This window comes from Virgibacillus halodenitrificans (assembly GCF_001878675.1).
Classification (GTDB): Bacteria; Bacillota; Bacilli; order Bacillales; family Amphibacillaceae; genus Virgibacillus_Q; species Virgibacillus_Q halodenitrificans.
This window is the reverse complement of record NZ_CP017962.1, coordinates 3,182,825-3,198,387: the sequence shown is the minus strand read 5'-3', so window position 1 is coordinate 3,198,387 and position 15,563 is coordinate 3,182,825. Positions and strand designations below refer to the sequence as shown.

Annotated in this window: 14 protein-coding genes; 9 read left to right on the top strand and 5 right to left on the bottom strand. The window is 36.9% G+C overall.

Annotated elements, in window-relative coordinates; genetic code table 11:
* Nucleotides 1-97 precede the first annotated feature (97 nt).
* Nucleotides 98-772, bottom strand: coding sequence for a Crp/Fnr family transcriptional regulator (locus tag BME96_RS16035; RefSeq protein WP_071649590.1), 675 nt, complete (start codon nucleotides 770-772; stop codon nucleotides 98-100).
* A 39-nt stretch (nucleotides 773-811) separates the two neighbouring features.
* On the opposite strand from BME96_RS16035, the gene BME96_RS16030 reads away from it, so the two are divergent.
* The 9 genes from BME96_RS16030 (at nucleotide 812) to BME96_RS15995 (ending at nucleotide 9,273) form a co-directional block, all read left to right on the top strand.
* Entirely contained in the window at nucleotides 812-1,939 is a 1,128-nt protein-coding gene (locus tag BME96_RS16030; protein WP_071649589.1) for an aminotransferase class V-fold PLP-dependent enzyme, read from the top strand.
* A gap of 25 nt (nucleotides 1,940-1,964) precedes the next feature.
* Nucleotides 1,965-3,440 (top strand): Na+/H+ antiporter NhaC family protein, encoded by a 1,476-nt coding sequence (locus BME96_RS16025; protein WP_071649588.1) that lies wholly within the window; start codon nucleotides 1,965-1,967, stop codon nucleotides 3,438-3,440.
* A gap of 9 nt (nucleotides 3,441-3,449) precedes the next feature.
* Complete coding sequence (locus tag BME96_RS16020) at nucleotides 3,450-4,607, top strand: aminotransferase class V-fold PLP-dependent enzyme (protein WP_071649587.1); 1,158 nt, start codon at nucleotides 3,450-3,452, stop codon at nucleotides 4,605-4,607.
* Between the two features lie 85 nt (nucleotides 4,608-4,692).
* Nucleotides 4,693-5,925, top strand: a complete 1,233-nt coding sequence (locus BME96_RS16015) for an aromatic amino acid transport family protein (protein ID WP_019377532.1) — start codon at nucleotides 4,693-4,695, stop codon at nucleotides 5,923-5,925.
* Nucleotides 5,926-5,929: 4 nt separating this feature from the next.
* Nucleotides 5,930-6,823, top strand: coding sequence for an acetamidase/formamidase family protein (locus tag BME96_RS16010; RefSeq protein ID WP_019377531.1), 894 nt, complete (start codon nucleotides 5,930-5,932; stop codon nucleotides 6,821-6,823).
* A gap of 204 nt (nucleotides 6,824-7,027) precedes the next feature.
* A complete protein-coding gene (locus BME96_RS16005) occupies nucleotides 7,028-7,558 on the top strand; it encodes a hypothetical protein (protein WP_071649586.1) in 531 nt (176 codons plus the stop codon).
* Between the two features lie 215 nt (nucleotides 7,559-7,773).
* On the top strand, nucleotides 7,774-8,355 hold the full coding sequence (locus tag BME96_RS19670; protein ID WP_197035832.1) for a ParA family protein: 582 nt from the start codon (nucleotides 7,774-7,776) through the stop codon (nucleotides 8,353-8,355).
* Nucleotides 8,356-8,396: 41 nt separating this feature from the next.
* A complete protein-coding gene (locus BME96_RS19665) occupies nucleotides 8,397-8,696 on the top strand; it encodes a hypothetical protein (RefSeq protein WP_156036040.1) in 300 nt (99 codons plus the stop codon).
* The gene (locus BME96_RS15995; protein WP_071649585.1) at nucleotides 8,689-9,273 is read left to right on the top strand and encodes a hypothetical protein; all 585 of its coding nucleotides are present in this window, start codon (nucleotides 8,689-8,691) and stop codon (nucleotides 9,271-9,273) included. Before BME96_RS19665 ends, BME96_RS15995 begins: the two co-directional genes overlap by 8 nt.
* An 87-nt stretch (nucleotides 9,274-9,360) precedes the next feature.
* Here the strand turns inward: BME96_RS15995 and BME96_RS15990 are convergent, their stop codons facing one another.
* The 4 genes from BME96_RS15990 to BME96_RS15975 all read right to left on the bottom strand — a co-directional run bounded on the left by BME96_RS15990 (nucleotide 9,361) and on the right by BME96_RS15975 (nucleotide 15,287).
* Nucleotides 9,361-10,401, bottom strand: a complete 1,041-nt coding sequence (locus BME96_RS15990; RefSeq protein WP_071649584.1) for a M14 family zinc carboxypeptidase — start codon at nucleotides 10,399-10,401, stop codon at nucleotides 9,361-9,363.
* Between the two features lie 482 nt (nucleotides 10,402-10,883).
* Entirely contained in the window at nucleotides 10,884-12,143 is a 1,260-nt protein-coding gene (locus BME96_RS15985) for a glycosyltransferase family 2 protein (protein ID WP_408068402.1), read from the bottom strand.
* Between the two features lies 1 nt (nucleotide 12,144).
* On the bottom strand, nucleotides 12,145-13,899 hold the full coding sequence (locus tag BME96_RS15980; protein ID WP_071649583.1) for a DUF2334 domain-containing protein: 1,755 nt from the start codon (nucleotides 13,897-13,899) through the stop codon (nucleotides 12,145-12,147).
* Nucleotides 13,900-14,111: 212 nt separating this feature from the next.
* Nucleotides 14,112-15,287 (bottom strand): glycoside hydrolase family 113, encoded by a 1,176-nt coding sequence (locus BME96_RS15975; RefSeq protein WP_071649582.1) that lies wholly within the window; start codon nucleotides 15,285-15,287, stop codon nucleotides 14,112-14,114.
* Between the last annotated feature and the right edge of the window lie 276 nt (nucleotides 15,288-15,563).

Here is a 15,563-nt window from a genome sequence, read left to right as displayed (position 1 = left end):
AATTTAATTTTCCTAAACATAAGTAATATTTTTTGAAAAATTTTAATAAATGTAAAATACTTTACATACAGAATAATTAATTTAGTACATAATAAATTTAACCGGTTATAAGTCTATTCAGATCCGGGACTAGATACTTACCTTTTGTCTTTTTTAGAAGGTTATTTTTTAACATATCATTCACAGTATTTGCCACTGTAACTCTGCTTGTTCCGATTAGATTGGCTAATTCCTGATGTGTAAATGTTATTTGGATGACAGTTCCAACGTTGTTTTGCACTCCATATGTCTTGGCTAAATGATAAAAAGCATCGTATATACGTTTAACTGAACTGCCATAAGACAACTGGAGGTTATAAGTTGTGGCAAAACGCAGTTTCTCTTGAAGTAGATGAACATATTGCTTCACAAGAATGGGATTATGATAAATGAGATTTTCAAACTGTAGATAAGGAAGACTGGCGATTTTAGCTTCTGAGGCTGTAATGGCATTTTCAAAATAAGTATTGTCTTCCGGGTGACGATTAACTCCTAAAAGACAGTTCTTCCCAGCTATTGAAATTGCTTTTTCTTTACCATCAGGTGTTAACATGAAAAGCCTAATGCGGCCATCAAGAACAATGAAAATATTTTCAGCTTGATCTCCTTGGTGGTAAATAGGAGTGTTGGCTGGTTGGTTCTCGTATTTTATAATTGTCTGGTTTAGTAGTATTGACCAATCATAGTCCAAATTTTCAAACCATGGAGAACTGCTATCAATAAATTTACTCATTATGAACACCTCTGTTAAAAAATGAAAGGAATGATAAATATGATTCAAAGTATGAATAGTGTAAGAGAAGCATTTCCAATTCTAAGAGATAAAGTTCAGCTATCAAGCTGTTCCCAAAGTGCGTTACATGTTGATGTTAAAAATGCCATTCACCGATATGTTAATACATGGGAAGAGTCTGGCATGGATTGGGGAGGCTGGATGCAAGCTTGTGAAAATGCTCGAGCCCAATTTGCGAAAATGATCAACGCTGACTTGGACGAAATAGCTATTGTATCAAGTGTATCACATGGAGTATCAAGTGTGGCCTCAAGTCTACAGAATGAAAAAAGAAAAAAGATATTTGTGACTGACTTTGATTTTCCAACTGTCGGCCACGTATGGTTATCCCATCAGGAAAATTATAAGGTTGAATTTATAAAAAATAAATTGGCTGAAACCATCACGGCAGAAGATTACCGAAATCAAATAGATGAAGAGACATTACTTGTCAGTACTTCTCATGTTTCCTTTTACGATGGTTTTAAACAAAATTTAAAAGAAATTGCAACTGCTATACATGAAAAAGGAGCTTACTTATTAGTTGATGCCTATCAATCCCTTGGTCAGACCCCGATAGATGTAAAGGAAATGGAAGTCGATATGCTAACTGCTGGGCTACAAAAGTATGCCTTAGGTACCCCCGGGATTGCATTTTTGTATATAAATAAGAAGATTTCAGAGCGTCTTACGCCGAAAATTACAGGTTGGTTTGGCCAACATGATCCTTTTGCATTTGATATTAAAAATATTAGTTATGCAGAAGCAACAAAGCGATTTGATTCAGGCACCTTTCCCATGATTAATGGTTTTGCTGCTGAAACTGCTCTAACTATTTTAAATGATTATGGGATAGATAAAATAGAACAACAGTTGGAACTGCTGTCTGCATTTACCATTAATGAAGCAGAAGAAAAAGGGCTGATTGTAAAAAGCCCTAAAGATATTAAAAAGAAAGGATCCAATACTGCAATTTATGTAAAAAATGCTTCCGAAATAGAAAGTAAGTTGGCTCAGCAAGGGGTAATTTTATCTGCACGTAATGATGTAATTAGAATAGCTCCACATTTTTATAACACAAAAGATGATATCCGTATAGCTATAGACAAACTCACAGAAATTCTTTAGTAAAATTTTGAGAGGAGATAGGGATATGAATAGGGAAAAACATGAGTTAGGCCATGAAAAACTGGAATTCTATGGTGGGGTTCCAATTTTATTAGTACCTTTTGCCGTGATGTTTGTCGGCATTTTATGGCTGGGAATGACAGGGGCTGCACTTCCAGAAGCTTTCTGGCCAATGATTCTTTTAGCTTTATTAGTAGGCTTAATTCTTGCCAAAGACAAAAAAATATATATAGATTCATTAATCCAAGGAATAACATCAAGAATGCTTGCCATCATGTTATTAGCATGGTTTATGGCAGGTGTTATGGCGAAATTATTACAGTCCACTGGTCTTGTTGAAGGTTTGGTATGGGCATTTCTGGAGATTGGTTTATCAATTGCATGGTTTCCTCTAGTTGCATTTTTAATTACTGCGTTAATTTCTATGGCTACAGGTACTGCTGTAGGTTCGCTAATTGCTGCAAGTCCAATAATTTTTCCAGTTGGTTATGCACTTGGTGGAGATCCATTGCTTATTATAGGGGCTATTATTGGAGGCGCATATGTAGGTGATAATTTGGCTCCAATTTCCGATACAACAATTGTTTCAGCCTATTCTCAAGGAACAGAAGTCGATAAAGTGGTTAAAAGCAGGATTCGGTACGCTTTGGCCGCAGGTTCTATTACGATTATTCTTTATATTTTCTTTGCATTAATAAACAGTGGGAGTTCTTCAATAAAGCCACCAGCAGATGTTGCGCCACTTGGTCTAATAATGATTCTTGTACCTTCTCTATTGTTGTTTTTGATGATGAGAGGGAGGGATCTAGTTGAAGGATTATTATATGCAAATGCATTTGGGTTAATCCTTGGATTAGTAACTGGATTAATCGGATTCAAAGATATATTATTAGTTAATCGTGAGGAATTCACTGCAGGCGGCATTATTCTTGATGGCATTATGGGAATGGTCGGAGTAGCAGTATTTACTATTTTTCTTATGGCATTAATAGGTACGCTTCAGCGTGGAGGATTTCTAGATTGGTTGATTGAAAAAGCAGAATTGGTGGCAACATCTCCAAGACGTGCAGAGATTGTTATTGTGCTAGCGACTCTGATATTAAACGCATTGACGACTGCCGGGACACCGTCAATGGTAATGCTTGGTGACTTTGTTAGACGGCTTGGGCATAAATTCCGCATCCAGCCTTGGCGAAGGGGCAACTTAATGGATGCATGTTCTACCTCCATTATAGGTTTTTTACCTTACAGTGTCGGATTGTTAATTCCGTTTGCCTTTGTAGGAGGAATGGTCGATCTTGCACAATACCCAAATTTTAACCCAGTCGGTGTTGTACCGTATGTGTTTTATTGTATAGCGATGGTACTAGTTATTTTATTCGCAGCCTTTAGCAGCTGGGGGATTGAATATATGACAGAAGAAGAGTATCAGTTGGAGGAAGTAGAGATATATGGAGTTCAAAGCACAAAAAATGTAAGCGTTAGCAAGGCTGCGGAATGAGAGAGATAAATGGTTTATTTTAATTATGCATCTCTAGGAATGCCCGATAAAGAAGCAATTAAACAATTAAATGACTTCCTGATAACCTTTCCTCGAGAAGTATCCGAGAGTACTGAAGATTTCACCATGAAGATGGTTTCTTTGGTAGAGCGTACAAGAGCAGTAATTGCTAAAGCCTACCGTGTGCCATCTAAGAATATTGCTTTTATAGCAAATACAACGGAAGGACTTGGTTTGATTGCTAACGCATTGAAGAACTCTACAGTCCCGGTAAAAGTAGTAGTTCCTGACATTGAGTTTATTTCAAGTGCTCTCGTGTGGAAAAACAATTCTGATGCTATCTGTTATTGTCAATCTGAAAATGGGGTGGTATCTCCAGAAGTAATTCATCAAATGATGGAAAAAAATACAAACATACTATGTTTAAGTTCTGTTCAGGAAGTCAGCGGCCATCGGTTTTCATTTCAAAAACTTCTCGAGCTGCGTGAAAAAGATCCAGATGAATTCTGGATTGTAGACGGTATTCAAGAAGCGGGGATTCTATGGAAGGATTTAAAAAATGACCAAATTGATGCATATATCGTGGGAGGACATAAATGGTTAAATAGTCCGTTTGGTCTTGGATTTATGTATATTAGTGATCGTCTCCTTGATAGAATTTCTCCATCTTTCTACGGTTACTTTAATATTAAGGAGCCAACATCTGGCTGGATGGAATACCTTGAGTCACGAAATAGAACGTTGAGAGATTTAAAACACTTAGCAGTCAAGCGAGATGCAAGTATATTTGAATCAGGTGGAATGGTTAATGTGAATGGAGCATTTATGTTAGCTAAAAGCTTCGAAGCATGGAAAAGGATGGGATTAGTTGATTCTTCCAAACATATAAGTAAACTACAGATAATATTTAGAACCAATATAAAAAATGAGCAGTTTAAAATATTAGGAGAGAAAGACCCTATTACCTGGTCTTCTATCCTTACCCTTTCAGGAAAAGAAGGTATAGGAGCTGAAAAGCAATTATTAGGGAGAATGATGAAAGCGGGATATAGAGCTAGCCTCCGTTCAATTGAGGGAATAGGTGGGGTCAGAATTGGATTTCATTATTCAACTACATTTGAGGAAGTTGAATGTCTTGTAAAATTAATTAACAAAGAGCAGGGATAGATAATACCTCCGAACGTTGCTTTACTAATTTTAAGAAAATAGAAGTATGTTAGAGATATTTAAATTATATTGAGGGAGGGATATTATGTTAACAATGAAGAAAGTAGATAAAGAACAAAATTCTGCATTAACTCGAACTAGTTTAACGTTGTTAGAGGGTGTGGCATTAATAGTAGGAGCAAACATCGGGGCAGGAATATTAAGTTTGGCATTCGGAGCAAAAAATGCTGGTTGGCCAGTATTAGTGTTTTGGATCGTGGTTGCAGGAGTATTAACAACAATCTCTATGTTGTATGTAGCTGAAACAACTCTTAGAACCAAGAAGAATCTCCAATTAAGTGGACTGGCTGAAAAATATGTAGGCAAATTAGGTTCATGGTTAATGTTTTTGTCCGTGGTTACAAATTCATTAGGAGCCCTAATTGCTTATACTTCTGGTAGCGGTAATATTCTTTCAGAATTTTTAGGTGTCCCGCCCACGATTGGTAGTATTCTCTTTTTCTTGCCAGCAGTTATTGTAATATGGTTTGGTTTGAAAGCTACAGGAGTAGCTGAAAAATTCATTACTTTTGGGATGGGGATTCTCGTTGTTATATTAGTTATGGCGTCGATTATAGGCCCAGGCTTAAAGTCAGAATTTGTTTTGTATTCAGATCTTAAATTTGCAATACCTGTTTTTAGTTTAACTATTTTTGCATTTTTGGCTCAATATACTGTTCCAGAACTAGCCCGCGGGTATTCAAAAGAGAGGATTAAGAATTTACCAAAAGCAATTATTTTAGGCATGATGATTACTGCGATTTTACTGGCGTTAGTTCCAATGGCTGCATTGGGATTAACAGGGCCAGAGAATGTTACTGAGGTGGTGACAATTGCTTGGGCGGATGCTCTCGGTAATTGGGCTTTCTTTACTGCAAACGGATTTGCATTATTAGCTATGTTGACTTCTTTCTGGGCAATTGGCCAGAGCTTCTTAACAAATATAGTGGATAAATTCAAATTTCCTTCTGAATGGGATGTTAAATATCGTTTGATTTCACTTCTATTTGTTGCGGTACCACCATTTATTTTAGCTTATAGCGGGCTCGTTGGTTTTGTGGATGCTATTTCTATAGCAGGAGCATTCGCTGGAGTCGTGATGGCTGTAATTCCAGTATTAATGATTAATAAGGCTAGAAAAATAAATGAACAAGAACCAGCGTGGAACTGTGGTAAATTGGCACATCCGGCTATTCAGTCATTACTTATTGTCTTATTTACTGGTGCTGCCATTTATACTTTACTTGGTCTATTTAGTGTACTACCTAAAGGTTGGTGACGTAATGAAGTTTTTTTCAAAAGAAAAAACTATTAATTATTTTTCTCCTTATATAGAACCAAATTTCACTGTTAATCTAGAAGAAACGATAATGGTAGAAACACATGACTGTTATGGAGGACAAATCAATAGTGAATCTATTTTACGATCAGATATAGACCTAGGAATAATGAATCAAGCAACAGGACCAATCTATGTAAATAACTTAACAAAGAATGATGTCCTAAAGGTTACTATTTCTGATATAAATTTAGATGATAACGGTATTATGATTACTTCCCCAGGTTTGGGTATTCTTGGAGAAGAAATAAAAACTCCTACAACTAGAATATTAAAAGTGAGAGACAATAAGATCCACTTTGATAAAAAAATTAGTATTCCAGTTAAACCAATGATAGGTGTTATTGGAGTTGCTACAAAAAAAGATAGGATTCATACAGCAATACCCAATAGTCATGGCGGAAATATGGACACAAAGGATATTACCATTGGTAGCACAATTTACTTTCCAGTTTTTCAAGAAGGGGGGTTGCTCGCTCTAGGTGATTTACATGCATCAATGGGTGACGGAGAATTGAACGGAACAGGCGTGGAAATCGGTGGAAGAGTAACCATGAAACTGTCGAAGATTTCTGGGAAACAAATATCCTCTCCTATTTTAGAGACTGAGCAATACTTTCAATTTATTTCATCTGGCGACACACTTGATAAGGCAATAAAAAATTGTTCAATAACTGCAATTAAACATTTGCAAAAATATTTACTTGTAAATTTCCAAACAGCTTATCGTTTGTTAAGCGCAACTTGTGATATTAAAGTTAGTCAGATTGTAAATAAGCTAGTAACAGTAAGAATAGCGGTCCCTAAAAAATTGCTTAATAAATTATTTGGTGAATAATGATAATACTTCCAATTGTAATAAAGTATTCTGTGTTGTTATTTAACAATGCCTAGTGGTATGAAAATATAATATTAGTTTAATTTATAGTCTTGCAGATGAAATTATTTCTGCAAGACTTATTCTTTTGAAATGTTTGTGCTTAATATGTATTGGAAGATATAATAATTATCAATTTCAATAGTTTTAAAAGGAGCAAACGGAATGAAGTTAATCCCTTTTTATCGAAAACAAGGAAAAAACATAGATCAGTATACCTTGTTCTTAGATAAGCGGACGAAGCATGTTTACAAGGTATACAACAGGGACGAAAATAATATTTTATATTGGGTCGCTTTCGTTCTTGTGTTAGCGATATTTAGAGCGGTCAGTTCGATTCATTTACCAGTTTATCATCCGATTGCCGTAGTAGCTTATATAATGATTGGCCTGATTATATCTATCATTTTAGGGATCCTTAAGGTCTACTATCAAGATCTAAAGGAAGTTTATTTGACTGAGCCTGAATTGATGGAATACATAAAACGAGGAAAAAATAGTTTAAAGATAGAAGTTTGGTTCACAGGGATTATGTTTATCTTCTTCATTTTAACTATTTTATTATTTATGATGAACTACTGGATTGTATGGTATCTGGTAAATATAACTATCGGATTTTTATTGACTATATTGATATCTGGTTTGCCGCCTGAAAGATTTAGGTTAAGCAAAAAATCATTTGTTGACGAGGGATAGAGGAACTACTACTAGTCTTGTATTAAGTAGTGTGCATATGCATACCCTCCCCCAATGATATATCACACAACTTCCCCTTAACCCCCAATCCCACCAACCAACCTCAGCCAAAATCCGAATTTCTCCTTCCAATAATGAAAGTTGTCATGCCACTTCGCATATATATTTAACTGGTGCACATGAAGGGGGAGAGGATTATTGGGGTAATTTCGGTCATGAATTATAAGGGTGGTGTTGGTAAAACAACGCTCTCTGCTAATATTGCGGCAGAATTGGCAAATAGAGGGAAGCATGTGTTGCTCATCGATCTGGACCCACAGACAAATTTGACTTTATCGTTTATGCAGTTTGAGGAATGGTTGGCACTAGATCGGCAGGAGCGGACAATTAAGCATTGGTATGACGACTTTTTGGATAGTGATGGGGAGCTTTCTCTTGGAGATTTAATTGTTACACCGTATCTTGTTAACCAGCGATTGGAAAATAATCGAGGCAGAATTGATTTGATATGTTCCCATTTGGAATTGATTCATGTTGACATGGAGCTTTCAAGCAGACTGGGAGGGAACACAGATCGCACAATTCGTAGCAATTATTTGAGGGTGTTATCAAGATTAAGTATGAAACTGGATGAAATAAAAGATGGGTACGATGTGGTCCTGATCGATTGTCCGCCGAATTTCAATTTGGTCACACAAAATGCCCTTGTCGCCAGTGATGGATATGTGGTGCCGGCAAAGGCAGATTACTTATCAACATTGGGAATTGATACACTAATACGTCATGTTCATACTTGAAAAAGAAATATAACCGTTTTTGTGAGGAAGCAGACCATCCAATGGAGAAGATGGATCCACAAGAGCTCGGTGTCGTATTCACGATGATCTCCTTCTATAGCGGGGAACCAATTGCTGCACAGCGTGATTATATGAACCAAGTAAAAAGAGATCATACTTGTTTTCAGAGTTATATGCGTGAAAATAAAACCTTATTTGCCCCAGCTCCTGAAACTGGTATACCTGTCATACTGACAAAAGGTCAGAGCACATTACAGGAAAATATACGTAATGAAATCAAGCAAATTGTAGATGAACTGATTACTTTTCATGCGAAACACTGCGGGCACAAGCATGAGTAAACGAGATACAGAAAAGGTACTTCGAATCGCGCTGAACTTTTTTGAGGGGTTAACAGTGGAGCAATTTCAAGAATTAATAGAAGGAAATGCCGAAATTCACTATAAAACAAAAGAAAATAGATTCCTGAAAGAAATACAAAGAATTGAGCGGGAAGCAAGGCATACGACGGATGTGGAAAAGATTCTAGAAGGATATACGAAAAAGGATTTGTTGCAATTTGGCGATGAGCTTAACTTACCAATTAAAACGAGGGATACCAAAAAAGTGATCTATCAAAAAATTGCAGATCATTTCGGTATTACTGATTCGGCGGAATATGAAAGTAATAGGTTAACTGGAGAGGATCAGTGGAAACCAATGGAAGATGCGATGAGCTGCTGTAATTCGGTGGAGGAAGCCAAGGATTTCTTGCTGAGCCAGGATGCACTTCGGCTAAAAAAAGACATCGTTGTTTTTGCTAAACACTTAGGCGTCTATGTCAATCAGCGATACACGAAGCAGGAGTTATTGGAGCGAATTGTGAACTCAGTTGTGGGAAGCGGGATCAGAGGGAGAGCGATGAGGATGGAGGATTGAAGTTGGAGACTGGAAGAGCCGACCTCCGCCTCACTTAATCAAAACACCCCAGCAGGAATTCCTGCTGGGGTGTTTGTATCCAATTTATTATTCCGTTGAGCGTGTGTTCTGTACTTCTAATGTATCCCAGAAAGAAACATCTTTTTCATTAATAGAGCCGTCCGCGATTGCTTTTGCTGTGGACTCCATAGTAGTAACTGCTTGTTTGATCAGGTAGCCATTGCCTTTTTGTCCAAGTACATAAGACTCGTAGGAATGATCTGCCATGCCGCGAACCTCAAATAATAAGGTGGAAATATCATATTCGACGGCAAGGCCGTTTCGGCTGATAGTTTCCGCTGACCCACCGGCGTATTTACCAAGGTGTCCCCAGCCCTTTGGTTCAATTTCATCATAGACAACTGCGCCCAATTGCTTGGACTTTTGTAGGACATCCGTATCTACATTTTCTGTGGTCGGATGCAGAATAGAACCGGAAACAAGCTCGCCATTCTGTTCACTATGTGCACCCTGGTGGTGGAGATCAATCATATAGTCAATATCATATTTACCAAGCACATTTTCATGCAATGCCTTTGTTTCCGGCTGTTCACGGTTAATGTGATCCCTGTTAAGGTCGACACCGTTGGCATTGTAGCGAGTCAGATGGTGGTCGCCATCAGCAACATAATCATCAAGTGAAAAATTTACATCGCCTGCAGCTCCATCCGGATTCAATCTTGGTACAATAAGAATATTCACTCCGTCTGCCAGCTCTTTCATTTTTCCATTTCCCATTTCCTTGATGAATGTAAGGGCTCCCTCTGTGTTCAATGCCTCATTCCCATGTTGCTGGGTCAAATAAAGAATGGTAGGGTTGTCGGGATTAGTTATATATTTTACTAGATATAAATCACGACCTTTTACCGATTGCCCGATTACTTCAAGCTCCATATTATCCTGTTTCATTTCTTGTTCCTTTAAAAATTTACCCATTTCAGCATGGGATGTATAAATAGAGGTCTGCACAGATTCATTGCCGCCATAGTTTGGTCCATTTCCAACTGCATGAATGGGAGGTGATGATATAAGCGTAGTACCAAGTATCATCGTTCCTGTTAATGCTACTGTTATCAACTTTTTTCTCATTCTATTTTGCCTCCTGGTATGATTATTTTTTGTGTTTTATTTCATTGTATTTCGTAATATGCTGACTTTGCTTGGCTTGAATTGTGTCAATCTCTTGTTGAAACATTGCTAGATTTACCACTGTTTGAGGTTTATTATGATATCTTGTCATCCACGTTGGCTAAAGCGCTTACAAATAACTGCTTCACCTCCACGTTTATCGTAGTCAATATATCTCTATCCTATCTATTTCGTATCTTGAAGTATATAGGCTATCCGGATTAAATACTGATAATTCTAAAATAAAATACATCCTTTGTCCTGAATCTTTTATATTAAATTTAGATTTTAATAGACTTAAAAGGCAGGCAGCAACTCACCGTGTTTTTTTATCATCCATATTGCTTCATTTTCATACGAAAAGCCTCGTAGAGTTTTTATTTCTACAAGGCAATCCATCTTCTTATTAAATCTTTCTCTATTTTAAAGCAAGCGAACTCTTTTTAATCTAATTTTCCTTTGAACCGTTGTGTTTTGTACCATGTGACTTCTTGTTTAAAGAGGGTTCGTTTCATCTCTTTACATAAAGAATATAGCATGAGACCTAGCCAAAGCTGTGAATAGACAAAATACATTAGTACTACATGGAAGAGGTTACTTCTATGAAGTTGGCCTTTTTCCATGCTTAAGGCTAAAAGAACTTCTGTAATGAACAATAGAAATCCTAAAATTAACAACACATAGGAGACAAGCCCAATTGATAAGTTGAAATCAAAAAATAAACGCAGCACAAATAGAATGTGAGATATGAGTATACCACCCAAAAATAGAAAATAGGTTAATAGAAAGTAGATGAGATCGATTACTATTCGTTTTCTTTTTAATTTATGAAACCGTAATAAGTACTTTTGGATAACATAGATATTTCCGCATGCCCATCTTGTTCGTTGTTTCCACCATACTCTAAAGGTTTCAGGTTCTTGCTCCCATGTCACTGCTGTCGGGATAAAGCGTATGTAATGCCCCAAATTATATACGCGTATACTTAACTCTGTGTCCTCTGATAATGCTTTTACATCCCAGCCACCTAATTCTTCTAGCACAGATCTTCGAATTGCGAAATTAGTACCGGGTATCGATGTAATTTTAAACCAAAACCATCTACCTGCTTGGGCTAACCATTGAAAAGTAATTGTTTCGATATTAATAAATCTCGTAAGTAGATTTTTGTTATGATTAATTACCCTGAACTTACCAACTACTGCAGCAGCTTTTTGATCCTTTTGTAATTCTAGAACCAGATTCCGTACCGCATCCGGCTCTGGCGTGTTATCTGCATCATAAACAACAATAATCTCTCCGGAAGATTGTCTCAATCCTACATTCAAAGCACCGGATTTGCCTCTTCCCGCGAATGGAGGTTTATTATGAATTACGTTAATGAATTCATATTTACTTGCATATTCATCTGTGATCGCACCTGTTGCATCCATTGAGTTATCATTAATAATAATCACTTCTAATTTGTCTTTTGGGTATTGAAGACGTACCATCGATTTGATTGTCTCTTTAATAACCATTTCTTCATTATGTGCTGGTATGAGAATGCTGACGATAGGTAAAGAAGTGTCATCTTTTGGTAATGAACGATTTACTTGCTGATGTTTTATTGAAAATAAATAACCGCCCAGCATGAGGAACAGGTGATAAAATAACATAAGCCAAATAGTAAACAATGAACTATACAGGAAAAACTCAATCAATTTAATCCCCCCTTTTTACATAACGCTTACGGTTAATGAGTGTAAGATAAACAAATGCCAACACGGCTAAACCTCCAATGACAGCGAAGCACCAAAGCATTTTTAAAAGGATAGCCTTCAGATGATAGCTTAAGTAGTCCCATGAAGACATAAATAGTCCCATGCGCTTCATGTTGACCGTAATATTGCCTTCCTTCGTCTGAATATCTACATGCTCGGTCTGGACCTTATGATTCATTTCTTTTAAGTCAATCCAATTAATATTTGGAAGTTTCTCCATTTCCTCAATAAATTCTTGAAATACCTCTACACCTAAATATGGGTGAAAAAATCCTGCCACCATGCCATTTTTAACAATTTGGTGCTCTTTTGCATTTTGTATCATCTTGTCTAAAGCCAATGGGTCTTCCGGGTCGACATAGCCGATTGTTTCGGGTAGGAGCTGCATACCATGAAGGAAGCTTGGTGTTGTTATATAAGGAGCCGCAGCCATTACTTTCCAATCCTGGTCGCTGAGCTGCAGTTGGCCGACATAGGTGGAAAAGTACTTGGACGTTATTTGATAGCCTTGTTGTGACATGGTGTAATGAGGAGCTTCAAATGCTAATGGATATAATCCGTAGTTTGCTAATTCCTCAATTCCCTTTGTTAATCGTTCTTCAATATAATTTTTTTCGTGTGTCTTTTGTTCATGAAGATATTGCTCATAATCCGATACAGTATTAAAATCATCCTCGGTTTTTATTATTACTTCTTCATCTTGATCATGGTATATTGGCATATTATTTTCGGTATCCCAAAATTCAAAGCCTTCTCCAGTTTCACTTAACCTAAATTGATGTGTATAACCATGCAGAACAATACTACCGCCATTTTTCTGCATGAATTTTAATGTTTTAATTAGTTCAGGTGAATCAGATAAGTGATGTTGCTCTTTCGTTACCGGGTTTGTATAGACAGGAATGACAGCTATCATGTAAGGGATATTTTTTTCTGCTAGTATTTTGGCAATACCCATGAGATGGTTCGGATTGACCATTGGATGGACGTCTTCAAGCCTGATATAGCCAGGGTGAGTGTCCACATTCATAGCTGGAGGTTCCCCGAAAACTTCGTAAAGGGCATTGGCAACAAATATAGAAAGTGGGTGCTGTATTGTAGTAGCAGCCAAATAGTAGGTGTTTTGTTTTCTTAAGAATAAGGGGTACTCTTTCTTTTTCATATGCCCGGTTAAAAGGATTTCGGTCTGTTCATCCTCCGTAATATTAATATATAGAATGGATGTAGGATCGAAGGGTTGTTCTTTAGTTGGATTGTTCATTTGGGTTATCCGTTCAATTTCGGCAGTATTGGAAATCCACTCGATGTTGTCGAATCGTTCTCCAAATTGATAGGCATTATAACCGATGGAAACAAACGTACCTTTATAGGTTGAAATCATCTTGATGAAGGATTCGGGAAGTATTTCTCTTTGTTGACCATAATAGAATACATAATCCGCTTGACTGAAATCCATCTCCTTAACTTGTGAAGCTGGTTTAAACGTGATGTTTGTAGAGAAATGACCAAGTAACATATCTAGCATTCGTTGGTGTTCATCTATTTCCTCATTAACTGATGAGTAGATGACGATAATTTTAGGGTTATTTTCCTGCATGCTATCTTTTGCTTGGACACTTGTTATACTTAAGGGCATGGTTATCAGCAATGCAATAAAGCAAAAGTAAAAACTCATCTTGCGTTTCTTTTGGCCCACGATCACACCTCCTTATGAACTATTATTAATAACTTGTACTCTCATTCTATGGGTATATTGGATAAAAAATGATACATATTTACCAGGACTTTAATCTTGCTTAGTCGGGTTAATATAGAGTTATGTGGAGTAGTGAGTTTTCGAATAAAAATAACAAACGAAAAAACTCTTTTAGCCGAAGCCAAAAGAGTTATCATGTATATATTATTAAGTTAATCATTAGAAATGCTTTTGAGAAGCTGCCGCTTAATCACTCGTTCTGTTGGGGAGTGTAGGGGAGAATAATCGACACCGTTAAAGTCCTCTTCTAGTGTTACAGCCCACCAGTATATTCCTTGGGAAAGGGGTTGTAATTCATTAAATGTGGCTTCATAGTAATTGGATTGGGCTTGCCAATTTAATTTTCCATTCGGTATACTCCAGGCATATGGTTGGCGGTGTGCTCCTTCAACTGGAATCATTCCAGCCTCTGTGATAATAATCGACTGTTGAACAGGTAGACTTTCCCATATATCTTTCCATTGTTTCCATGCCTGTTCTAAATCCTTGATACTTGCCTTATCCGGTGCATTTAAAGGGAAGTAAGCGTCGATTCCAATATGATCTAATAGTGGAACGAATTCAATGGAAGAGATATGTTGAATCGTATCCCAGTTAAAAGAATAAATCAACTCTCCTTTATACTCGTTGCGCAATTCGCCAATAAGATTTACCCACTCCTCGCTATAGCGATGCTGCATTGAGTTAAGCTCTGTACCAATATTTAGAACATCGACATACTGACTTTCAGCTAATTCAGCATAGGTTTTCATTACTGATTGGTAACTGAGAAACCATTTATCCGGGTTTGTCGGTTTGATTTGTCCTCTCCAGTGTCCTGATGACATGATACTTTTTTCATCTAATATAGGACGAAGCATTACACTTAATTGTTCTGCATGAGCATATTTGATGATACTTGTTAATTCATGGATTGAAGGTGTTTCCACAGGGTTCGTTGTAACCTCATTCGCCTGCCAATCGTCCTGATAGAGAGGAAATGTAATAGCAACACTATTTATCCCTAATGTACGCAGGTGCCTTAATACACGTTGTGCATAGGAAAGATTAGGATGGCCATATACTAATAGATTCATGCCGGCTTGAAATTCATTTCTATCATATTTCCGATATACCCTAGATTCATAGACTTTTTTACTCTGTTCCTGATTATGTTGGAAACCTTCTTTCATTTCTTCACTCTCTTCCCCGGTTAAATCGGAATTTATATGCTGGTACTCGGCATTGTTTTCCGGAGATTCTGTTGAGGAACGCTGCACTAGCCAAGTAGCATACCCAAGTAAAGCAATTCCAATAAAAATGATCAAAAGTTTACGATGCCCTGACACAGATTACGCTCCTTTTAGTCAAATTGAACTACGACGGTCCAATTAAATATATGTGTCCTTTTAATGAGGTAGAACTTTTTGGGGGAGCGATGTCAATCTGCTTTTTTGTGCAAGACCACAGGAATTAGTATTATTAAATCGAGTGCTTATAATGTTAATGACATCATGAAATCTTTGCCATATTGAATTGAGAAACAGGATAGCTAGAAAGGAATTTATAAATGCTAAATTATATGCTAAAATAATAAATAGACTTGTGAAATAGAAATTCTGGTC